At 70.6% G+C, this 22384-nt stretch carries 20 protein-coding genes; 6 read left to right on the top strand and 14 right to left on the bottom strand.

What is annotated here, in order from left to right:
* The first annotated feature begins 273 nt into the window (after positions 1 to 273).
* From fahA to ACWD4A_RS29415, 3 genes are all read left to right on the top strand, one after another.
* Entirely contained in the window at positions 274 to 1449 is a 1176-nt protein-coding gene (gene fahA, locus ACWD4A_RS29425) for a fumarylacetoacetase (protein WP_451198565.1), read from the top strand.
* Entirely contained in the window at positions 1446 to 2093 is a 648-nt protein-coding gene (locus tag ACWD4A_RS29420; RefSeq protein ID WP_451198564.1) for a GOLPH3/VPS74 family protein, read from the top strand. Before fahA ends, ACWD4A_RS29420 begins: the two co-directional genes overlap by 4 nt.
* 70 nt (positions 2094 to 2163) lie before the next feature.
* Positions 2164 to 2679: a hypothetical protein gene (locus tag ACWD4A_RS29415; RefSeq protein ID WP_451198562.1), complete on the top strand. Its 516-nt coding sequence runs from the start codon at positions 2164 to 2166 to the stop codon at positions 2677 to 2679.
* Between the two features lie 184 nt (positions 2680 to 2863).
* Here ACWD4A_RS29415 and nuoN read toward each other — a convergent pair whose 3' ends face one another.
* The 14 genes from nuoN to ACWD4A_RS29345 are packed head-to-tail and all read right to left on the bottom strand — an operon-like array spanning position 2864 to position 18835.
* A complete protein-coding gene (gene nuoN, locus ACWD4A_RS29410) occupies positions 2864 to 4516 on the bottom strand; it encodes an NADH-quinone oxidoreductase subunit NuoN (protein WP_451198561.1) in 1653 nt (550 codons plus the stop codon).
* Positions 4513 to 6126 carry an NADH-quinone oxidoreductase subunit M gene (locus ACWD4A_RS29405; RefSeq protein ID WP_451198560.1) on the bottom strand — a complete coding sequence of 538 codons (1614 nt, stop codon included), beginning with the start codon at positions 6124 to 6126 and terminating at the stop codon, positions 4513 to 4515. The genes nuoN and ACWD4A_RS29405 overlap by 4 nt, the downstream gene beginning before the upstream one ends.
* A 2-nt stretch (positions 6127 to 6128) precedes the next feature.
* A complete protein-coding gene (nuoL, locus tag ACWD4A_RS29400) occupies positions 6129 to 8024 on the bottom strand; it encodes an NADH-quinone oxidoreductase subunit L (protein ID WP_451198559.1) in 1896 nt (631 codons plus the stop codon).
* Between the two features lie 12 nt (positions 8025 to 8036).
* Complete coding sequence (gene nuoK, locus ACWD4A_RS29395) at positions 8037 to 8336, bottom strand: NADH-quinone oxidoreductase subunit NuoK (protein ID WP_451198558.1); 300 nt, start codon at positions 8334 to 8336, stop codon at positions 8037 to 8039.
* A complete protein-coding gene (locus ACWD4A_RS29390; protein ID WP_451198556.1) occupies positions 8333 to 9160 on the bottom strand; it encodes an NADH-quinone oxidoreductase subunit J in 828 nt (275 codons plus the stop codon). Before ACWD4A_RS29390 ends, nuoK begins: the two co-directional genes overlap by 4 nt.
* Positions 9157 to 9762 carry an NADH-quinone oxidoreductase subunit NuoI gene (gene nuoI, locus ACWD4A_RS29385; RefSeq protein ID WP_451198555.1) on the bottom strand — a complete coding sequence of 202 codons (606 nt, stop codon included), beginning with the start codon at positions 9760 to 9762 and terminating at the stop codon, positions 9157 to 9159. The genes ACWD4A_RS29390 and nuoI overlap by 4 nt, the downstream gene beginning before the upstream one ends.
* Positions 9755 to 11095: an NADH-quinone oxidoreductase subunit NuoH gene (gene nuoH, locus ACWD4A_RS29380; protein ID WP_451198579.1), complete on the bottom strand. Its 1341-nt coding sequence runs from the start codon at positions 11093 to 11095 to the stop codon at positions 9755 to 9757. The genes nuoI and nuoH overlap by 8 nt, the downstream gene beginning before the upstream one ends.
* A gap of 32 nt (positions 11096 to 11127) precedes the next feature.
* Complete coding sequence (locus tag ACWD4A_RS29375; protein ID WP_451198554.1) at positions 11128 to 13647, bottom strand: NADH-quinone oxidoreductase subunit G; 2520 nt, start codon at positions 13645 to 13647, stop codon at positions 11128 to 11130.
* A 58-nt stretch (positions 13648 to 13705) separates the two neighbouring features.
* On the bottom strand, positions 13706 to 15088 hold the full coding sequence (gene nuoF / locus ACWD4A_RS29370) for an NADH-quinone oxidoreductase subunit NuoF (protein ID WP_451198552.1): 1383 nt from the start codon (positions 15086 to 15088) through the stop codon (positions 13706 to 13708).
* On the bottom strand, positions 15085 to 15825 hold the full coding sequence (nuoE, locus tag ACWD4A_RS29365; protein WP_451198550.1) for an NADH-quinone oxidoreductase subunit NuoE: 741 nt from the start codon (positions 15823 to 15825) through the stop codon (positions 15085 to 15087). Before nuoE ends, nuoF begins: the two co-directional genes overlap by 4 nt.
* A 17-nt stretch (positions 15826 to 15842) precedes the next feature.
* Positions 15843 to 17171 (bottom strand): NADH-quinone oxidoreductase subunit D, encoded by a 1329-nt coding sequence (locus ACWD4A_RS29360; RefSeq protein WP_451198548.1) that lies wholly within the window; start codon positions 17169 to 17171, stop codon positions 15843 to 15845.
* The gene (locus ACWD4A_RS29355) at positions 17171 to 17911 is read right to left on the bottom strand and encodes an NADH-quinone oxidoreductase subunit C (RefSeq protein ID WP_451198546.1); all 741 of its coding nucleotides are present in this window, start codon (positions 17909 to 17911) and stop codon (positions 17171 to 17173) included. The genes ACWD4A_RS29360 and ACWD4A_RS29355 overlap by 1 nt, the downstream gene beginning before the upstream one ends.
* On the bottom strand, positions 17908 to 18462 hold the full coding sequence (locus ACWD4A_RS29350) for a NuoB/complex I 20 kDa subunit family protein (RefSeq protein ID WP_451198544.1): 555 nt from the start codon (positions 18460 to 18462) through the stop codon (positions 17908 to 17910). The genes ACWD4A_RS29355 and ACWD4A_RS29350 overlap by 4 nt, the downstream gene beginning before the upstream one ends.
* A gap of 13 nt (positions 18463 to 18475) precedes the next feature.
* Positions 18476 to 18835 carry an NADH-quinone oxidoreductase subunit A gene (locus tag ACWD4A_RS29345; RefSeq protein WP_121803748.1) on the bottom strand — a complete coding sequence of 120 codons (360 nt, stop codon included), beginning with the start codon at positions 18833 to 18835 and terminating at the stop codon, positions 18476 to 18478.
* 728 nt (positions 18836 to 19563) lie between these two features.
* On the opposite strand from ACWD4A_RS29345, the gene ACWD4A_RS29340 reads away from it, so the two are divergent.
* The 3 genes from ACWD4A_RS29340 (at position 19564) to ACWD4A_RS29330 (ending at position 22255) form a co-directional block, all read left to right on the top strand.
* A complete protein-coding gene (locus ACWD4A_RS29340; RefSeq protein ID WP_451198542.1) occupies positions 19564 to 20418 on the top strand; it encodes a C40 family peptidase in 855 nt (284 codons plus the stop codon).
* 784 nt (positions 20419 to 21202) lie between these two features.
* Complete coding sequence (locus ACWD4A_RS29335) at positions 21203 to 22054, top strand: Scr1 family TA system antitoxin-like transcriptional regulator (protein WP_451198540.1); 852 nt, start codon at positions 21203 to 21205, stop codon at positions 22052 to 22054.
* Positions 22055 to 22063: 9 nt separating this feature from the next.
* Positions 22064 to 22255 (top strand): DUF397 domain-containing protein, encoded by a 192-nt coding sequence (locus ACWD4A_RS29330; RefSeq protein ID WP_451198539.1) that lies wholly within the window; start codon positions 22064 to 22066, stop codon positions 22253 to 22255.
* The last annotated feature ends 129 nt before the right edge of the window (positions 22256 to 22384 follow it).

The raw sequence follows: 22384 nt of genomic DNA, 5'->3' as shown, positions 1-22384 counted from the left end.
GAGATCCCGGACATTGCTCGCTCTTTAGCGGCCAGTCGGACAGCGGTTCGGAGTCGTTCACAGGCGCGCGTGCGGAACGGGTGCGGACAGCACCGCGGACGCGCCCCGCCACGCCCCTACCGGCCGCTCGCACGCGCCCTGCGAGCGCCCCCTCGGCCCCCTTCGACCAGCCCCTCGAACAGCCCCTCGGCCACCCCTTGCCTGCGGGCCGTCAGCACGTAATGTGGGCCCGGACGGCCACCAGGCGTCCAGGAGAGAGCGAGGCAGCGACCCATGCCCCAGCACAGCCCCCGCGAGCTTCCCGAAGGCGACCCCTTCGGCGCGGCCACCCTCCCGTACGGCGTCTTCTCGACGCCCGACGCCCCGGACCACCGCCGGATCGGCGTCCGTTACGGCGCGTACGTCCTCGACGCCGCCGCGGCGGCGGCCGCGCACGGCTCCGCGTACGCCGGGCTGCTGGACCGGCCGGTGCTCAACCCCCTGATGGCAGCGGGCCGCTCCACCTGGCAGGCCGTCCGCGCCGAGGTCCGCACCTGGCTGGACGGGGAGCACTTCCACCCGCTGGACGAGGTGACGCTGCACCTGCCGTTCGAGGTCGCCGACTACGTCGACTTCTACGCCAGCGAGCACCACGCCACCAACGTCGGCCGGATCTTCCGGCCCGACGGCGACCCGCTGACCCCCAACTGGAAGCACCTCCCCATCGGTTACCACGGCCGGGCGGGCACGGTCGTCGTCTCCGGCACCGATGTGATCCGCCCGCAGGGCCAGCGCAGGACGCCGGAGGGACCGGTGTTCGGCCCGTCGACGCGGCTGGACATCGAGGCGGAGGTCGGCTTCGTCGTCGGCGCGCCCGCGCCCGCCGGTACCCCGGTCGGCCTCGCCGACTTCCGCGAGCACGTCTTCGGTGTCTGCCTCGTCAACGACTGGTCGGCGCGCGACATCCAGGCGTGGGAGTACGTCCCACTGGGCCCCTTCCTCGGCAAGTCCTTCGCGACCTCCGTATCGGCGTGGATCACCCCGCTCGACGCCTTCGACGAGGCCCGCACCGCGCCGCCGGAGCGCACCCACCCGCTGCTGCCCTACCTGGACGACTCCGCGGCCGAGCCGGGCGGCATCGACCTGCGCATCGAGGTGGACATCAACGGCGGTACGGTCTCCCGGCCGCCGTTCGCCTCCATGTACTGGACGGCCGCCCAGCAGCTCGCCCATATGACCGTCAACGGCGCCTCGCTGCGCACCGGCGACCTCTTCGCCTCCGGCACGGTCAGCGGCCCCGACCCGGACCAGCGCGGCTGCCTGCTGGAGCTCACCGAGGGCAAGGGCCCCTGGCTGGAGGACGGCGACGAGGTCACCCTCACCGCGTGGGCCCCGGGCCCGGACGGCGCCCGGATCGGCCTCGGCGAGGTCACCGGCCGCATCACCCCCGCCCGCACCACCGGGTCATGACCTCGGACGCCGCCCCGGCGCTCACCCTGCCCGAAGAACTGCTGCTGCTCTCCTTCGACCCGGCCACCGGGCGGAAGCTGTGCCGACAGCGCTTCCTGGAGTACGGCGTGGCCGGGGCGGTGCTGGCCGAACTGGCGCTCGCCGGGCACGTGGTGGAGGAGCGCGGCCGCCTCACCGTGATCCGCCCGGTGCCCCCGGCCGACCCGCTGCTGGCCATGGCAATAGCCTCCCTGCCGCCCGCCAAGGGCCGCGGGCCGCGCACGAGCACCTGGGTGCGGAGCGCGGCGCGCCACCTCGACGAGCCGTGGCTGCGGCGGCTGGTGGAGCGGGGCGCGCTGCGCCCCGAGCGGGTCAAGGCGCTCGGCTTCCTGCCGCTCCTGCGCCTCCCCGTCGGCCCGGTGGACCTCACCTCGGCGACGCGTGCGCGCTTCGCCACGGCTGTGCGGGACGGCTTCCCGGGCCCGCGCGAACGCGCCCTGGCCGGCCTGCTGTCCGCCACGGGTGCCGCCGCCCGCCTCTGCCCGGGGCTGGACGGCAGGCGTACGCGCGCGGCGATGCGGCGGCTGGCGCGCGAGGAGTGGGCGGCGTTCGCGGTACGGCGCAACGTCAGCCGGGACCGGGCGGCCCGGTCCGGGTCCGGCTGAGGCCCTCCGGGCCGGGGATCGGGACTGCTAATTTGTCGTGTCCAGGTCCACTACGGAGGAGCGTGCGCACGTGCGCAAGGCAGTACAGATCACGGGGGCGGCACTGGTTGCCGCTGTGCTGATGACCGGTTGCAGCAGTCAGAGCGACGACGGCGACAAGAAGGCCGGGGCCACCGCCCCGGCCGCCGACCAGCAGCAGAAGCCCGGCGACACGGCGTCCGCGCCCGCCGCGCCCGCGGGCGGCGGCACCGTCAAGGCCGCGGAACTCCAGGGCGGTTGGGCCAAGGGCAAGCTCATGGACAAGAGCCTGCTGATCCTGTCCTTCTCCCGGAACCTGGTGATGCTGAGCGGGAAGACCGCCTGCTCCGGCACGGTCGTGGACACCGCGCAGCCGGTCACCATCGACATCACCCACTGCCAGGACGGCAGCAACGAGTACGCCAAGGGCACCGTCAAGAGCGTCGACGCCAAGACGCTCACCGTGGCGTGGGCCAACGGCAAGGTGGACACCTTCACCAAGGCCGTGGGCACGGACGGCAAGCCGGCGGCCGGCCTCCCCGGCGCCCCGGGCAAGCTGGGCGGCTGACGGCACACCGCTGCCCGGCACCCCTCTCGGGGGCACCGGGCAGCGCGTCGTGGCGTACGGGGGCGCGACTAAGCGGACTTGGCGAAGTCCGGTGCCGTTCGGTGGCACCCCGAAGGGGCGCGGGGAACTGCGCGACCAGCCACGACGCACCCGCAGATAGCGTACGGGACTTCCAGCGGAGCGCTCAGCGGACGAACACCCCCGCCTGGCCCGCCAGATGCAGGAAGTACTGCGGGGCGAGGCCGAGGACCAGCGTGACCGCCACCCCCACGGCGATGGCCGTGGACGTCAGCACGCTCGGCACCGCCACGGTCGGCCCGTCGGCCTTCGGCTCGTTGAAGAACATCAGCACGATCACCCGGACGTAGAAGAACGCGGCGACGGCCGAGGACAGCACGCCGACGATGACCAGCGGCACCGCCCCGCCCTGCGCCGCCGCCTTGAAGACGGCGAACTTCCCGGTGAAGCCACTGGTCAGCGGGATGCCCGCGAAGGCCAGCAGGAAGACCGCGAAGACGGCCGCGACGAGCGGCGAACGGCGCCCGAGCCCGGCCCACTTGGCGAGCTGCGTGGCCTCGCCGCCCGCGTCCCGCACCAGCGTCACCACCGCGAACGCGCCCAGCGTCACGAAGGAGTACGCGGCCAGGTAGAAGAGGACGGACGAGACCCCGTCCGGGCTGACGGCGATGACACCGGCGAGGATGAACCCGGCGTGGGCGATCGAGGAGTAGGCGAGGAGCCGCTTCACATCCGTCTGGGTGACGGCGACGACCGCGCCCACCAGCATGGTGACGATCGCGACGCCCCACATCACCGGCCGCCAGTCCCAGCGCAGCCCCGGCAGCACCACGTACAGCAGCCGCAGCAGCGCGCCGAAGGCGGCGACCTTGGTGGCGGCGGCCATGAAGCCCGTCACCGGCGTGGGGGCGCCCTGATAGACGTCGGGCGTCCACATATGGAACGGCACCGCGCCCACCTTGAACAGCAGCCCCATCAGCACCAGTGCCCCGCCGACGAGCAGCAGCGCGTCGTTGCCCGTGGTCGACGCGAGCGCGGGGTCGAGCGTGCGGACCGTGCCGTTCACGACGTCGGCGATGCCCGAGTAGGTGACCGTGCCCGCGTAACCGTACAGCAGGGCCACCCCGAACAGCAGGAAGGCCGACGAGAAGGCGCCCAGCAGGAAGTACTTGACGGCGGACTCCTGGGACAGCAGCCGCTGCCTGCGGGCGAGCGCGCACAGCACGTACAGCGGGAGGGAGAAGACCTCCAGCGCGACGAAGAGCGTCAGCAGGTCGTTCGCCGCGGGGAAGACGAGCATGCCCGCGACCGCGAAGAGCAGCACCGGGAAGACCTCGGTGGTGGCGAACCCCGCCTTGACCGCCGCCTGTTCGGCCTCGCCGCCCGGCACGGCGGAGGCCTGGGCGACGAAGGAGTCGACGGACCTGCCGTGCACCCTCGGGTCGAGGCGCCGCTCGGCGAAGGTGAACACGGCGATCAGGGAGACCAGGAGAATGGTCCCCTGGAGGAACAGCGCCGGGCCGTCGACGGCGACCGCCCCCATCGCGGCGACGTGCGCCTTGGTGGTGCCGTATCCCCCGGCGGCCAGGGCGACGACCGCGGCGAAGCCCGCGGCCAGGCCGACGGCCGCCAGCAGGACCTGCGCGGGGTGGCGGACGCGCCGTGGCAGGAAGGCCTCCACGAGGATGCCGAGGACGGCGGCGCCGAGGACGATCAGTGTCGGCGACAGCTGCGCGTACTCGATATGGGGGGCCGGGATCTTCTTCGGCGGATCGGCCGACATCGTCCACAGGCTGTGGACGAAGGCTGCGTGGCTCACTTCGCGGCCTCCACATCGTTCGTCGGGACGTCGGGCTTCGGGTCGGTCCTGTGGACCTGCGACATCGTGTGCCCGACCGCAGGGTCGATGATCTTCGTCAGCGGCTTGGGGTAGACGCCGAGGAAGACGAGCAGGGCGATCAGCGGTGCGACGACGACGAGTTCGCGCAACCGGAGGTCGGGCATGCCGCGCACGGCCTCCTTCACCGGGCCGGTCATCGTGCGCTGGTAGAGCACCAGGACGTAGAGGGCGGCGAGGACGATGCCGAGCGTGGCGACGATACCGGCCGCCGGATAGCGGGTGAACGTGCCGACCAGGACCAGGAATTCGGAGACGAAGGGCGCGAGCCCCGGCAGCGACAGCGTGGCCAGACCGCCCACCAGGAACGTGCCGGCGAGCACCGGCGCGACCTTCTGGACACCGCCGTAGTCGGCGATGAGCCGGGAGCCGCGGCGCGAGATCAGGAACCCGGCGACCAGCATCAACGCGGCCGTGGAGATGCCGTGGTTGACCATGTAGAGCGTCGCGCCGCCCTGCCCCTGGGTGGTCATCGCGAAGATGCCCAGGATGATGAAGCCGAAGTGCGAGATCGAGGCGTAGGCGATCAGCCGCTTGATGTCCTTCTGGCCGACCGCGAGCAGCGCCCCGTAGAGGATGCCGATCACCGACAGCACGATGATCACCGGTGTCGCCCACTTCGACGCCTCGGGGAAGAGCTGGAGGCAGAAGCGGAGCATCGCGAACGTGCCGACCTTGTCGACCACGGCGGTGATCAGCACGGCCACGGGCGCGGTGGCCTCCCCCATGGCGCCCGGCAGCCAGGTGTGCAGCGGCCACAGCGGCGCCTTCACCGCGAAGGCGAAGAAGAAGCCGAGGAACAGGGCCCGTTCGGTGACGGTCGCGATGTGCAGCCTGCCGTCCGCCCGCGCCTGGACGATCTCCTGGAGCGAGAAGGTGCCCGAGCCCAGCTGGTGCGCGGTGACGGCGTAGAGCCCGATCACCGCGGCCAGCATGATCAGCCCGCCCGCCAGGTTGTAGAGCAGGAACTTCACCGCGGCGTGGCTGCGCCGGGCCGCCGTCTCCTCCTCGGACCGGCTGCCCGCCCGGTCGCCGAAGCCGCCGATGAGGAAGTACATCGGGATCAGCATGGCTTCGAAGAAGATGTAGAAGAGGAAGACGTCCGTGGCCTCGAAGGAGACCACCACCATCGCCTCGACCATCAGGATCAGCGCGAAGAAGCCCTGGGTGGGCCGCCAGCGGCGGTTGGGCGCGGGCCCTTCGAGAGGGTCGGCGTCATGCCACCCGGCCAGGATCACAAAGGGGATCAGCAGCGCGGTCAGGGCGATCAGCACCACCGCGATGCCGTCCACCCCGAGCTCGTAGCGCACGCCGAAGTCCTTGATCCAGGCGTGCGACTCGGCGAGTTGGTAGGGCTTCCCTGAGCCCGGGTCGAAGCGGGCCAGCTGGACCGCGGCCAGGGCCAGCGTGGCCAGCGAGAAGGCCAGCGCGAGCCACTTCGCGGCCGAACGGCGCGCGGCGGGGACGGCGGCGGTCACGACCGCGCCGGCCGCGGGCACCGCGGCCGTGACCGTCAGCAGGGGAAAAGACATGATCAGACCGCCCTCATCAGCAGGGTCGCGGCGATGAGCACCGCCGCACCGCCGAACATCGAGACCGCGTACGACCGCGCGTAGCCGTTCTGCAGCCTGCGCATCCGGGCCGAGAGCCCGCCGACGGCGGCGGCGGTGCCGTCGACCACGCCGTCGACCAGCGAGTGGTCGGCGCGGACCAGGCCGCGGGTGAGCTGCTCGCCGCCGCGGACCAGCACGACGTGGTTGAAGTCGTCCTGGAGCAGGTCCCGCCGGGCGGCCCGGGTGAGCACGTTCCCCCGGGGCGCGGTGACCGGGACGGGCCTGCGCCCGTACTGCGCCCAGGCGAGCGCCACGCCGAGGACGAGGACGACCATGGTGCCGATCGTGACGGTGAGCGCGCCGACCGGCGAGTTGCCCTCGGCGTGCCCGGTGACGGGCTCCAGCCACTTCAGGAAGGTGTCGTTGATGCTGAACAGCCCACCGGCGAAGACCGATCCGACGGCCAGGACCACCATGGGGATCGTCATGGTGCGCGGCGACTCGTGCGGGTGCGGCAGGTTGCCGTCGGCGTCGGGCTGCCAGCGCTTCTCGCCGAAGAAGGTCAGGACCATCACGCGCGTCATGTAGTACGCGGTGATCGCCGCGCCCAGCAGGGCCGCGCCGCCGAGGATCCAGCCCTCCGTACCGCCCTTGGCGAAGGCGGCCTCGATGATCTTGTCCTTGGAGAAGAAGCCGGAGAGGCCGGGGAAGCCGATGATGGCGAGGTAGCCGAGGCCGAAGGTGACGAACGTGACCGGCATATAGGAGCGCAGACCGCCGTAACGGCGCATGTCCACCTCGTCGTTCATGCCGTGCATGACCGAGCCCGCCCCGAGGAAGAGGCCCGCCTTGAAGAAGCCGTGGGTCACCAGGTGCATGATCGCGAAGACATAGCCGACGGGGCCGAGACCGGCGGCGAGGATCATGTAGCCGATCTGGGACATCGTCGAACCGGCCAGGGCCTTCTTGATGTCGTCCTTCGCGCAACCGACGATCGCACCGAAGAGCAGCGTCACCGCGCCCACCGTGACGACCGCGGTCTGCGCGTCGGGCGCCGCGTTGAAGATCGCGCCGGACCGGGTGATCAGATAGACGCCCGCGGTCACCATCGTCGCCGCGTGGATCAGGGCGGAGACCGGGGTCGGGCCCTCCATCGCGTCGCCGAGCCAGGACTGCAGCGGCACCTGGGCGGACTTGCCGCACGCGGCGAGCAGCAGCATCAGCCCGATGGCCGTCAGTCTGCCCTCCCCCGCGTCCGTCGCGTGCGTCAGGACCGGCCCGAAGGCGAAGGTGCCGAACGTGGTGAACATCAGCATGATCGCGATGGACAGGCCCATGTCGCCGACGCGGTTGACGAGGAACGCCTTCTTCGCCGCCGTGGCCGCGCTGGGCTTGTGCTGCCAGAAGCCGATCAGCAGGTACGAGGCGAGGCCGACGCCCTCCCAGCCGACGTACAGCAGAAGGTAGTTGTCGGCGAGGACGAGCAGCAGCATCGCGGCGAGGAAGAGGTTGAGATAGCCGAAGAAGCGGCGGCGGCGCTCGTCGTGCTCCATGTAGCCGACCGAGTAGAGGTGGATCAGCGTGCCCACGCCCGTGATCAGCAGGACGAAGGTCATCGACAGCTGGTCCAGCCGGAAGGCCACGTCCGCGCGGAAGCCGCCGACCGGCACCCAGCTGAACAGGTGCGAGGTCAGCGTCCGGTGCTCGCCGCCCTTGCCCAGCATGTCGGCGAAGAGCACCACGCCGACGGCGAAGGACACCGCCGCGAGCAGCGTGCCGATCCAGTGGCCCGCGCGGTCCAGGCGGCGGCCGCAGCACAGCAGGAGGGCCGCGCCCAGCAGGGGGGCCGCGACGAGCAGTCCGATGAGGTTCTCCACGTCAGCGTCCCCTTACAGCTTCAGCAGGCCGGCGTCGTCGACCGAGGCCGAATGGCGGGAGCGGAAGATCGTCACGATGATCGCGAGGCCGATCACCACTTCGGCGGCGGCCACGACCATGGTGAAGAACGCGATGATCTGGCCGTCCAGATTGCCGTGCAGCCGGGAGAAGGTGACGAACGCCAGGTTGCAGGCGTTCAGCATCAGCTCGACGCACATGAAGACGACGATCGCGTTCCGCCGGATGAGCACTCCGGCCGCGCCGATGGTGAACAACACCGCGGCCAGGTAGAGGTAGTTGACGGGATTCACTTGCGGACCTCCTTCGCGTCCTCGCCGCGGCCGCCCGTGACCCACTCCGCGGAGCGCTGCTCCAGCGCCGCCAGGTCCTGGAGCGCCTCGCCCGAGACGTCGCGGATCTGGCCGCGGGAGCGGAGCGTGGGGTTGACGGTGAGCTCCGAGGGGGTGCCGTCGGGCAGCAGACCGGGCACGTCCACGGCGTTGTGCCGGGCGTAGACGCCGGGGGCGGGCAGCGGGGGCAGCTGCCTGCCCTCGCGGACGCGGGCCTCGGCGCGCTCGCGCTGGCCCGGGAGGCGCTCGGTGCGCTCGCGGTGGGTGAGGACCATCGCGCCCACGGCGGCGGTGATCAGCAGGGCGCCGGTGATCTCGAAGGCGAAGACGTACTTGGTGAAGAGGAGGGCGGCGAGGCCCTGCACATTGCCGCCGGAGTTGGCCTGGCCGAGGCCGTCGAAATCCTTCAGGGAGGCGTTGGCGATGCCCGCGACCAGCAGGATGCCGAAGCCGAGTACGCAGAGCCCGGCGAGCAGGCGCTGGCCCCTGATCGTCTCCTTGAGGGAGTCGGCGGCGGTGACGCCGACCAGCATGACGACGAAGAGGAAGAGCATCATGATCGCGCCGGTGTAGACGACGATCTGGACGACGCCCAGGAAGTAGGCGCCGTTGGCGAGGTAGAAGACCGCGAGCACGATCATGGTGCCCGCGAGCGACAGGGCGCTGTGCACGGCCTTCTTCATCAGCACGGTGGACAGCGCGCCGAGCACGGCGACCGTGCCCAGCAGCCAGAACTGCACGGCCTCGCCGGTCGAGGTGGTGCCCGTGGCGGCGAGGGCGCTCATGCCTCCCCCTCCCCGGACGGCGCGCCGCCGGAGCCCGCGGGCTCCGGCGGCCTCTCGCCCTTGGAGACGGCCACTTGGCGCACCGTGCCCGGCGCGGCCTCCGTCACCAGGCCCCGGTAGTAGTCCTGTTCGGTCATGCCGGGGAAGATCGCGTGCGGGGATTCGACCATGCCCTCCTCCAGGCCCGCGAGGAGCTCCTCCTTGGTGTAGATGAGCGACTCGCGGCTGGTGTCGGCCAGTTCGTACTCATTGGTCATGGTGAGGGCGCGGGTGGGGCACGCCTCGACGCACAGGCCGCAGAGGATGCAGCGGAGGTAGTTGATCTGATAGACGCGGCCGTAGCGCTCGCCGGGGGAATAGCGCTCCTCGTCGGTGTTGTCCGCGCCCTCCACATAGATCGCGTCGGCCGGGCAGGCCCACGCGCAGAGCTCGCAGCCGATGCACTTCTCCAGCCCGTCCGGGTGGCGGTTGAGCTGGTGGCGGCCGTGGAAGCGCGGCGCCGTGTGCTTCTTCTCCTCCGGATACTGCTCGGTCAGCCGCTTCTTGAACATGGCCTTGAAGGTCACGCCGAAGCCGGCGACGGGGTTCTGGAAGTCAGGCACCGTTGCCCTCCTTTCCTTCTCGGGGGCCGTCACTCACAGTATCGACGCCACCACTGACAATGAGCTCACGGTCATGGCGCGAGGGGCGTCGGGGCACCGGCGGCAGGGTCTGGCCGGGCATCGGGGGCACGGGGAAGCCGCCCGCCATCGGGTCGAACCCGCCCTTCGGGCCCGGCCCTTCGGCCGCCTCCCCGGCCGCCGCGCCGCGGTCGCGGAAGACGTCGGCGACGAAGGACAGCAGCAGGATCGCGACGACCGCGCCGCCCACGTACAGCGTGATCCGCTGGAAGTCGTAGTGCTCGTTCCGCAGCGCGCGGACGGTCGCGACGAGCATCAGCCACACCATCGAGACCGGGATGAGGACCTTCCAGCCCAGCTTCATGAACTGGTCGTAGCGCAGCCGCGGCAGGGTGCCGCGCAGCCAGATGAAGAAGAACAGCAGAAGCTGCAGCTTGACGACGAACCAGAGCATCGGCCACCAGCCGTGGTTCGCGCCCTCCCAGAACGCGGAGACCGGGTACGGAGCACGCCAGCCGCCCAGGAAGAGCGTCACGGCGACCGCCGACACCGTCACCATGTTGACGTACTCGGCGAGCATGAACATCGCGAACTTGATGGACGAGTACTCGGTGTTGAAGCCGCCGACCAGGTCGCCCTCGGACTCCGGCAGGTCGAACGGTGCCCGGTTGGTCTCCCCGACCATCGCCACGATGTAGATGAGGAAGGACACCGGCAGCAGCAGGACGTACCACCTGTCGTGCTGCGCCTCCACGATCGTCGAGGTCGACATCGACCCCGAGTAGAGGAAGACGGCGGCGAAGGAGACGCCCATCGCGATCTCGTACGAGATCATCTGCGCGCACGACCGCAGCCCGCCGAGCAGCGGGTAGGTGGAGCCGGAGGACCAGCCCGCCAGGACGATGCCGTAGATGCCGACCGACGCGGTCGCGAGGATGTAGAGCACCCCGATCGGCAGGTCGGTGAGCTGCATCGTGGTGCGGTGCCCGAAGATCGAGACCTCGTTGCCCGCCGGGCCGAAGGGGATCACGGCGATCGCCATGAACGCCGGGACGGCCGCGACGACGGGGGCCAGCAGATAGACCGCCTTGTCCGCCCGCTTGACGATCACGTCCTCTTTGAGCATCAGCTTGATGCCGTCCGCGAGGGACTGCAGCATGCCCCAGGGGCCGTGCCGGTTGGGGCCGATGCGCAGCTGCATCCACGCGACGACCTTGCGTTCCCAGACGATCGAGAACAGCACCGTCAGCATGACGAACGCGAAGCAGAAGACGGCCTTGACGACGACCAGCCACCAGGGATCCCTGCCGAACATCGACAGGTTCTCGGCGGCCAGCTGGTAAGCCTTCACCGCAGCGCCTCCAAGGACTCGTTGTCCGTGCCGCCGTCCGTGCCGCCCGCGCCCGCCGCGATCCGTACGAGCTCGCCGGGGCGGGCGCCCGTCCCGGCGGTGACCCCGCCGGGCACGGAGTTCAGCGGGAGCCACACCACCCGGTCCGGCATGGGGGTGACGCGCAGCGGCAGCCGTACGGTCCCGGCCGGGCCGGTCACGGCGAGCGGGTCGCCGTCGCGCAGCCCCGCCTCCGCGGCGGTCGCGGCGGACAGCCTGGCGACCGCCGCGTGCCGCGTGCCGGCGAGCGCGTCGTCGCCCTCCTGGAGCCGGCCCTCGTCGAGCAGCAGCCGGTGGCCCGCGAGCACGGCCTCCCCGGCGGCGGGCCGCCGCGCGGGGCCGCCGGGCTCGGCGGGGTCGGCCGCGTGGGCGCCGTCCCAGGCGCCGAGCCGGTCCAGCTCCGTCCGCGCGGCCTCGACGTCCGGCAGCCCGAGGGCCACCCCCATCGCGTCGGCCAGCATGTGCAGCACCCGCCCGTCCGGCGGGACATGACGATGCGTCAGCTGATCGAGCCGGATCGCGACCCCGAAGGGACGGGCACGCCCCTCCCAGTCGAGGAACGTGCCCGCCTTCTCGGCCACCGCGGCGACCGGCAGCACCACGTCCGCCCGCTCCGTCACCTCGCCCGGCCGCTGCTCCAGGCTCACCAGGAAGCCGATGGCGTCGAGCGCGGCACGCGCGCGTGCCGGGTCGGGCAGGTCCGCGACCTCCACCCCGCCGACCAGCAGGGCGCCCAACTCGCCGGTGGCCGCGGCCTCGACGATCTGGCCGGTGTCCCGGCCGGGGCTGCGCGGGAGGTCGGGGACGCCCCACGCGGCGGCCGTCTCCTCGCGCGCCCGCGGGTCGGTGGCCGGGCGGCCGCCCGGCAGCAGCCCCGGCAGGGCGCCCGCTTCGAGCGCGCCCCGCTCCCCCGCCCGGCGCGGGATCCACACCAGGGCCGCACCGGTCGCCGCGGCGGCCGCGAGGACGGCGGTCAGCGCGCCCGGCACGGCCGCCGTCCGCTCGCCGACGACGATCACCGAGCCGTCGGCGCGCAGCGCCTCCGCCGCCGCCTGCCCGGCCGCGTCCAGCCCCACCGCGTCCGCCAGCGCCCGCAGCCACTCCGGCTCGGTGCCGGGTGCGGCGGGCAACAGCGTGCCGCCCGCCTTCAGCAGCCCGCCGGTCCCGTGGGTGGCGAGGGAGAAGACGCGCTGTCCGTGCTTGCGGTGCGCCTTGCGCAGCCGCAGGAAGACGCCGGGCGCCTCCTCCTCCGCCTCCAGGCCGACGAGCAGCACGGCGGGCGCCTGCTCCAGCGTCCGGTACGTCACGCCGCTGCCGTCGAGGTCACGTCCCCGTCCGGCGACCCGGGCGGCGAGGAAGTCGGCCTCCTCGGCGCTGTGCGCCCGCGCCCGGAAGTCCACGTCGTGCGTGTCGAGGGCGACGCGCGCGAACTTGGCGTAGGCGTAGGCGTCCTCGACCGTCAGCCGGCCGCCCGTCAGCACCCCGGTCCTGCCGCGCGCGGCGGCCAGCCCGCGGGCCGCGGCCTCCAGCGCCTCGGGCCAGCTCGCCGGTTCCAGGACGCCCCCGGCGCCACGCACGAGGGGGGTGGTGAGCCGGTCCGGCCGCTGCGCGTAGCGGAACGCGAAGCGGCCCTTGTCGCACAGCCATTCCTCGTTGACCTCGGGGTCGTCGGCGGCGAGACGGCGCAGCACCTTGCCGCGCCGGTGGTCCGTACGGGTCGCGCAGCCGCCCGCGCAGTGCTCGCACACCGAGGGCGACGAGACGAGGTCGAAGGGCCGGGAGCGGAATCGGTACGCCGCCGAGGTCAGCGCGCCCACCGGGCAGATCTGGATGGTGTTGCCCGAGAAGTACGACTGGAACGGCACGTCCTCGCCGGTGCCCACCTGTTGCAGCGCGCCGCGCTCCAGCAGCTCGATCATCGGGTCGCCCGCGATCTGCTGCGAGAAGCGGGTGCAGCGGGCGCACAGCACGCAGCGCTCGCGGTCGAGGAGGACCTGGCTGGAGATCGGCACCGGCTTCTCGAAGGTGCGCTTGCGGCCCTCGAAGCGGGTGTCGGCCTGTCCGGCGGACATCGCCTGGTTCTGCAGCGGGCACTCGCCGCCCTTGTCGCAGACGGGGCAGTCGAGCGGGTGGTTGATGAGCAGCAGCTCCATCACCCCGCGCTGGGCCTTCTCGGCGACGGGCGAGGTGAGCTGGGTCCTGACGACCATGCCGTCGGTGCAGGTGATCGTGCAGGAGGCCATCGGCTTCCGCTGGCCCTCGACCTCGACGATGCACTGTCTGCAGGCACCGGCGGGGTCGAGCAGCGGGTGGTCGCAGAACCGGGGGATCTCGATGCCGAGCAGCTCCGCCGCGCGGATCACGAGGGTGCCCTTGGGCACCGAGACGGCGATGCCGTCGATGCTCACGGACACGAGGTCGTCCGGCGGTACGGCCGCGTTCCCCCCTCCGGAGGAAGCAGACGCGGTGACTGTCATGCGTGCACCTCCAGGTGCGAGCGGTCGGAACGCGGCGTCCCGGTACGGCGGTCGGGGGTCATGCGCCCACCACCGCACGGCTCGGGCCGTCCGCCCAGGCGGTGGACCTGGCGGGGTCGAAGGGGCAGCCCTTGTCCTTGATGTGCTGCTCGTACTCGGCGCGGAAGTACTGGAGCGAGGAGAAGATCGGGCTGGCGGCGCCGTCGCCCAGGGCGCAGAAGGACTTGCCGTTGATGTTGTCGGCGATGTCGGCGAGCTTGTCGAGGTCGGACATCCGGCCCTTGCCCGCCTCCAGGTCGCGCAGCAACTGCACCAGCCAGTAGGTGCCTTCGCGGCAGGGCGTGCACTTGCCGCAGGACTCGTGCGCGTAGAACTCGGTCCAGCGGGTGACGGCCCGCACCACGCAGGTGGTCTCGTCGAAGCACTGCAGGGCCTTGGTGCCCAGCATCGAACCGGCGGCGCCCACGCCCTCGTAGTCCAGCGGCACGTCGAGATGTTCCTCGGTGAGCATCGGGGTCGAGGAGCCGCCCGGCGTCCAGAACTTGAGCCGGTGGCCGGGGCGCATGCCGCCGCTCACATCGAGGAGCTGCCGCAGGGTGATACCCAACGGGGCTTCGTACTGGCCGGGGTTGGCGACGTGGCCGCTGAGCGAGTAGAGCGTGAAGCCCGGGGACTTCTCGCTGCCCATCGAACGGAACCACTCCTTGCCCCGGTTGAGGATCGCGGGAACCGACGCGATGGATTCGACGTTGTTCACCACAGTGGGGCACGCGTACAGACCGGCGACCGCGGGGAAGGGGGGCCGGAGCCGGGGCTGGCCGCGACGGCCTTCGAGCGAGTCGAGGAGTGCGGTCTCCTCGCCGCAGATGTACGCACCCGCCCCCGCGTGCACGGTGATGTCGAGGTCGAGCCCGCTGCCCAGGACGTTCCGGCCGAGATACCCCGCCGCGTACGCCTCGCGCACGGCCTCGTGCAGCCGCCGCAGCACGGGGACGGTCTCGCCGCGCAGATAGATGAAGGCGTGGTCGCAGCGGATCGCGTAACTGGCGATCACCATGCCCTCGATGAGGGCGTGCGGATTGGCGAAGAGGAGGGGGATGTCCTTGCAGGTGCCGGGCTCCGACTCGTCCGCGTTGACGACGAGGTAGTGCGGCTTGCCGTCGCCCTGGGGGATGAACTGCCATTTCATCCCGGTGGGGAAGCCGGCGCCGCCACGGCCGCGCAGCCCGGAGTCCTTGACGTAGGCGATGACGTCGTCGGGCGCCATGGCGAGGGCCTTGCGCGCGCCCGCGTAGCCGTCGTGCCGCAGATAGGTCTCCAGCGTCCAGGACCGCGGCTGGTCCCAGAAGGCGCTGAGCACAGGGGTGAAGAGCTTCTCCGGACTGGTCTCGCCACCGGCCTCCGGCCGGGCGGTGCCCCCGTCGGTGGGTGCCATGGTCATCCCTCCCCCTCCTCGTGGTGCGCCGCGCCGTCGCCCCGCGCCGGTGCGCCGCGCGGCGGGCCGACGCGGGCGGCCGGGCCCTCGCCCTTGGCCAGCCGCAGCCCCGCCAGGGTCGCGGGCCCGGCGCCGCCGCCCGCCTCGACGGCGCCCGGCCGCCCGTCGGGGAAGCCGGCCAGGATGCGGGCCGTCTCCTTGAAGGTGCACAGGGGCGCGCCGCGCGTCGGTTCGACCGGGCGCCCGGCACGCAGGTCGTCGACCAGGGCCTTGGCGCTCTCCACGGTCTGGTTGTCGAAGAACTCCCAATTGACCATCACCACGGGGGCGAAGTCGCAGGCCGCGTTGCACTCGATGTGTTCGAGGGTGACCGCGCCGTCCTCGGTGGTGCCGCCGTTGCCGACGCCCAAGTGGGCGCGCAGCGCCTCGAAGATGGCGTCGCCGCCCAGCACCGCGCACAGCGTGTTGGTGCAGACCCCGACCTGGTAGTCGCCGCTGGGCCCGCGGCGGTACATGGTGTAGAAGGTCGCGACCGCGGTGACCTCGGCGGTGGTCAGCTCCAGCAGTTCGGCGCAGAAGCGGATGCCGGTCGGGGTGACGTGCCCCTCCTCCGACTGCACCAGGTGCAGCAGGGGAAGCAGCGCGCTGCGGCTGTCGGGATAGCGGGCGATCACCTCCTTCGCATCGGCCTCCAGCCGGGCCCGCACCTCGGCGGGATAGTCGGGGGCAGGTAGCTGGGGCATCCCCAACTGGACATCGCTCACCGGTCGACGCCTCCCATCACGGGGTCGATGGACGCGACGGCGACGATGACGTCGGCCACCTGGCCGCCCTCGCACATCGCCGCCATGGCCTGGAGGTTGGTGAAGGACGGGTCGCGGAAGTGGACCCGGTACGGGCGGGTGCCGCCGTCGCTGACGACGTGCACCCCGAGCTCGCCCTTGGGGGACTCCACCGCCGCGTACGCCTGCCCGGGGGGTACCCGGAAGCCCTCCGTCACCAGCTTGAAGTGGTGGATCAGGGCCTCCATCGACGTGCCCATGATCTTCTTGATGTGGTCGAGGGAGTTGCCGAGGCCGTCCGGCCCGAGGGCCAGTTGGGCGGGCCAGGCGATCTTCTTGTCGGCGACCATGACGGGGCCGGGCGCCAGCCGGTCCAGGCACTGCTCGACGATCCGCAGGGACTGCCGCATCTCTTCCAGGCGGACGAGGAAGCGGCCGTAGGCGTCACAGCTGTCGGCGGTCGCCACCTCGAAGTCGTAGGTGTCGTAGCCGCAGTAGGGCTGCGCCTTGCGGAGGTCGTGCGGGAGGCCGGTGGAGCGCAGGACCGGGCCGGTCGCGCCGAGGGCCATGCAGCCGGCGAGGTCGAGGTGGCCGACGTCCTGCATCCGGGCCTTGAAGATGGGGTTGCCTGTGGCGAGCTTGTCGTACTCGGGGAGGTTGCGGCGCATCTTCTTCACGAACTCGCGCACCTGGTCGACCGCGCCGGGCGGCAGGTCCTGGGCGAGGCCGCCGGGGCGCACATAGGCGTGGTTCATCCGCAGGCCGGTGACGAGTTCGAAGATGTCGAGGACGAGCTCGCGGTCCCGGAAGCCGTAGATCATGATGGTGGTGGCGCCGAGCTCCATGCCGCCGGTGGCGATGCACACCAGGTGCGAGGAGATTCGGTTCAGCTCCATCAGGAGCACACGGATCACCGAGGCGCGGTCGGGGATCTGCTCCTCGACGCCGAGCAGCTTCTCCACGGCCAGGCAGTACGCCGTCTCGTTGAAGAACGGCGTCAGGTAGTCCATGCGCGTGACGAAGGTGGTGCCCTGCGTCCAGTTCCGGTATTCGAGGTTCTTCTCGATGCCGGTGTGGAGGTAGCCGATGCCGCAGCGGGCCTCGGTGACGGTCTCGCCGTCGATCTCCAGGATCAGCCGGAGCACTCCGTGGGTGGAGGGGTGCTGGGGGCCCATGTTGACGACGATGCGTTCGTCGTCGGCCCGTTTCGCCGCGGTGGCGATCTCGTCCCAGTCGCCGCCGGTGACCGTGTAGACGGTGCCTTCGGTGGTCTCGCGCGGGCTGGACTCGCTCGATACGGGAGACATCAGGAGTACGACCTCCGCTGGTCCGGAGCCGGGATCTGGGCGCCCTTGTATTCGACGGGGATGCCGCCGAGCGGGTAGTCCTTGCGCTGCGGGAAGCCCTGCCAGTCGTCCGGCATCATGATCCGCGTGAGCGCCGGGTGGCCGTCGAAGACGAGGCCGAAGAAGTCGTAGGTCTCGCGCTCGTGCCAGTCGTTGGTGGGGTAGACGTCCACGATCGAGGGCAGGTGCCGGTCGTCGTCGGGGACGCCGACCTCCAGCCGGATCAGCCGGTTGTGGGTGATCGAGCGCAGGTGGTAGACGGCGTGCAGCTCCCGGCCCTTGTCGTCGGGGAAGTGCACCCCGCTGACGCCCGTGCAGAGTTCGAAGCGGAGCGCGGGGTCGTCGCGCAGGGTGCGGGCCACGCGCGGCAGGTGCTCGCGGGCGATGTGGAAGGTGAGTTCGCCCCGGTCGACGACGGTCTTCTCGATGGCGTTCGCCGGGAGCAGGCCCTGTTCCTCCAGGGCCCCTTCGAGCTCGTCGGCCACCTCGTCGAACCACCCTCCGTACGGCCGGGTGGCCTCGCCGGGCAGCCGCACGGTCCGGACAAGGCCGCCGTAGCCGGAGGTGTCGCCGCCGTTCCTGGCGCCGAACATGCCGCGCTGGACGCGGATCGCCTCGCCCTGGTCCCCGCGCTGGCCCGGCAGGTTCCGGGCGTCGGCGTCCTGCTCCGGGTGCGCGCCGTCGCGCTTCTCGTCGCTCACCGCAGCAGACCCTTCATCTCGATGAGCGGCAGGGCCTTGAGGGCCGCCTCCTCCGCCTCGCGCTCCGCCTCCTCGCGGTGCGCGCCGAGCTTCTCGCCCTGGATCTTCCGGTGCAGCTTCAGGATCGCGTCCATCAGCATCTCGGGGCGGGGCGGGCAGCCGGGCAGGTAGATGTCGACCGGCACGATGTGGTCGACGCCCTGGACGATCGCGTAGTTGTTGAACATGCCGCCACTGGAGGCGCAGACGCCCATGGAGATGACCCATTTGGGGTTGGGCATCTGGTCGTAGACCTGGCGGAGCACCGGCGCCATCTTCTGGCTGACCCGCCCGGCCACGATCATCAGGTCGGCCTGGCGCGGGGAGCCGCGGAAGACCTCCATGCCGAAGCGGGCGAGGTCGTAGCGCCCGGCGCCGGTGGTCATCATCTCGATGGCGCAGCAGGCCAGTCCGAACGTGGCCGGGAAGACGGACGCCTTGCGCACCCATCCCGCGGCCTGTTCGACGGTGGTCAGCGCGAAGCCGCTGGGCAGCTTCTCTTCGAGTCCCATGGTGTGGTGCCCCCTAGTCCCATTCCAGGCCGCCGCGGCGCCAGACGTAGGCGTAGGCGACGAAGACGGTGAGCACGAAGAGCAGCATCTCCACGAGCCCGAACAGCCCCAGGGAGTCGAAGGTGACGGCCCAGGGGTAGAGGAAGACGATCTCGATGTCGAAGACGATGAAGAGCATCGCCGTCAGGTAGTACTTGATCGGGAAGCGCCCGCCCCCGGCGGGCTGCGGAGTGGGCTCGATGCCGCATTCGTACGCCTCGAGCTTGGCGCGGTTGTACTTCTTGGGCCCGATGAGCGAGGCCATGACCACGGAGAAGATCGCGAAGCCTGCCCCGAGGGCTCCCAGTACGAGGATGGGCGCGTAGGCGTTCACCGCTCCTCGCTCCTTCCAGTCGACTTCCGAAAGACGCTGACTGCTGGCTGACCGGACCCCGGCGGGCTCCCGGCCTCTGGGGATGACCGCGAAGATCGCCCATATGTGAGGCAGTTCACAAGCCCGGGTCGAGCGCATCCTATGCCCGCCGGGCTGTGATCTGCGACACGGGGTACACGCCCGCGTTTGTGATCTCCACCACCTGACGAACGATCATCAAGTCGGATGAGCACCGATCTTCATACCCGAAGCGGTCGAGTGATCACCAGAGGTGACATTCCGGGGTCGCGGCACTGGTCGGAGGGGTGCGGCCCTATCAAGACATGGCCGATACACGCAAATTGGTGTTCGAGATCGCCAACTGGTAAATCGATGCCGCCCACTGAGGCGACGGCAGTCACCCGCGCCCCGGGTCGCGGCTCGCGCCTCCCTTCACGAGCGGACGGCCGGGCCGGGGGCGGAGGCGTGAGCTATGCCACGCCTCAAGGGGTTCCGCGGCCGGTTTCCCCGGGTAGCTTCGACATCCGGGCCGTCAAGGTGATATGCGCACCGACGATCACCGCCGGGGGTCAAACGCCGTGCTGAGGCGGCTGTTCGCGCATGACGCCCCATCAAGGGCCGTGACGCCACCGTGACCAAATGTCCGAATTATCGCCGCGCGCACGCCAATTGTGACGCACGTCACCTTTATTGAACTCAGCCTGCGCGGCCTGATAGTCCGTTGTCCCATGTCCCCGAACGCGCATATAACCAGCCACCGGAAGCCCCGCCGTACGGCCACCCAGTCGTGGGTCGTGCGCACGGGTGTTGCCGGTGGCGTCCTCAGCACTCTGGCCGTGGCGGGCGCCGGTTCCGCCACCGCCGTCGAGAAGCCCACCGAGGCGACCATGGAGATGCCGGCGATCAACGCGACGATCGCCTCCTCCATCGCGCAGAGCGCGGCTGCCACCCAGCAGACCGCCTTCGGCTACCAGGAGAGCGCGCAGCAGGACCAGGTCGCGGACCAGGCCAAGGACGCCGCCAAGCAGGCCAAGGACGAGGCGAACCGCATCGCCGACGCCGCGGAGAAGAAGGCCGCGGCGGAGAAGGAGAAGCGCCAGCAGGACGAGGCCCGTGCCTCGCGCGCCAGCGAGCGCAAGAACCTCAGCGCCAAGTCCGCCACCGGTTCCTCCGAGGAGGCCGCCGACGCCGCCTCCTCGTCCTCCGAGACGCCCACCAACACCGGCTCGGGCAGCGTCTCCACCCTGATCTCCTTCCTGCAGGCGCAGGTCGGCAAGGCGTACGTGATGGGCTCCACCGGCCCGTCCTCGTACGACTGCTCCGGCCTCGTCATGGCCGCCTACAGCCAGATCGGCATCGACCTGCCGCGCGTCTCGCAGGACCAGTCGGCGCACGGCACCCAGGTGTCGCTGAGCAACCTGCAGGCCGGCGACATCCTCTACTGGGGCTCCTCCGGCAGCGCCTACCACGTCGCCGTCTACATCGGTGGCGGCAAGTTCATCGGTGCGCAGAACCCCAGCACCGGTGTGGTCGAGCGCGACCTCAGCTACTCGCCGCCCACGGGCGCGGTGCGCGTGCTGTAGTCGACGGACCGCTCACGATCCACGAAAGGGCCGTCCTCCCCACCGCTCGGGGAGGACGGCCCTTTCGCATACCCCCGGATTCCCCGCCCCCGGACGCACGGACCGCCCGCCGTACGGGGGCTGTGGCGCACGGCGGGCGGTTGCCTGCTCTTATTTTTCCGCCAAGCGGACACGCCGAAACGGCATGAAAGTTACCCGAAGGGGTGAATTCCTCCTTGTCTCGGCTTTGCCGAGAGGTACGGGGTGCTCACGGGCGCGTCGTCGCCATCGGAACGGCGACCGGAGATGGCTGCGTGGCCGACGGACACCCTCGGGCTTTGGCCACACATGCAAGCCGAGCTGATCGGCGAAGTCGTACACGAGCTTCGCGGCCAGGGGCTCGGGGATCTCGATCAGAGTGCTGGAGTTGAAGCAGAGCCAGTACTCGGCGTTTCTGCCCAGCCGTCCGATACGGCCCAGGACGAAGTGCGAAGCCCTGATCATCTCTGCACCGCCGTTTCACTGCCGGCGGTGCGGGGTCTGCGCGGGACGGTTCTCATACGTCGCCTCCCAACGGCGGGTTGGTCGCACCTCACGCTCGTCCGTGGCCTGGCCACCCTCCGGAGCACCTCAACAGGCATGCAGATGGCTGCACTTCGGGTCTTCCCGGCGTGCGGTGCGGGTGTTGGCAGGACCATAGGGCAAGTCGTCGACCTTCTGCTACCTGAACCGTAGAACTCGTTCGACCCTCCCTGTCGCTCATCCCGCCAACGTGACAGCATGAGCCCGCACTTGAGGAGGGGCCATGCCGCCAAGGACAGCACCAACCGCTCGACAACAGCGCCTGGGCGCCGAGCTGCGGAAGCTTCGGGAGCACGCGGGAATGACCGCCCCGCACGCCGCGGAGCAACTGGGCACCAACCGGACCGGTATCAGCAATATCGAAGCGGGCCGCTTCGGCGTGAGCCCGGAACGCGTGAGATCTCTTGCGCGGATCTACGCGTGCGCGGATCAAGCCTATGTCGATGCATTGGCCCGCATGGCAGAGGAACGCGGTAAAGGATGGTGGGAGGAGTACCGGGGCGCCGTATCAGTGGGCGCCCTCGACCTCGCGGAGCTTGAGCACCACACGATCAGCCTGCGCACCGTTCAGATTCTCCACATGCCGGGCCTCCTGCAAACCGAGGACTACGCCAAGGCCGTCTTTTCGACGGCGATGCCTGCGCCCACACCCGCAGACCTGCGGCGCAGGCTGTCATATCGAATGCGACGACGGGACGTTCTCGACAAGCCCACCCCGCCGACCTGCACGTTCCTGATCCACGAGGCCGCCATGCGCGCGGAATTCGGCGGGCCGAAAATCGCGCGACGCCAGCTTGAGCACGTCATAGAGGCTTCGGAGCGGGACAACATCACTGTGCGCGCCATCCAATTTTCTTCCGGAGGCATTCCAAGCGCCGGACTGTCGACCGTGTACGCAGCCGGACCGGTCCCCCAGCTCGATACGGTGCACCTTGACGTCGCTCACGGCAGTGCTTTGCTGGATGCGGAAACCCATCTCGCAAACTATCGTGCGATCTTGGATCGCACGGAAGAGATGTCCCTCAGCCCCGAAGGCACGCGCGACCTGTTGCACACAATCGCTCAACGACTTTAAAGGCGAAGCATGTCGGATATACAGTGGCAGAAGTCTTCATTCTCCACCGAGGGGAATGACTGCATAGAAATCGCCAGATCGGCCGAGGCGATCCTCATGCGCGAGAGCGACACGCCCGGTCTCATCGTCACCACGAGCCCTCAGAAGCTCAGGGCGTTCCTCCTCGGCGCGAAGGCCGGGGAATTCGATCATCTGATCTAGCGAAGCAGTAGCCGACAGAAGCCCCCGCCACGCCGGCGAATTCCAGGGGTCGAAGCAACACAGTGATCAACTGGCTGTGGCCAGGAGCTTAGCGAGACGCTCGGCTGGGGTTTCCCAGCCGAGCGTTTT

This window comes from Streptomyces sp. NPDC002537, from assembly GCF_053594975.1.
This window is presented reverse-complemented; position numbering and strand designations above follow the sequence as displayed.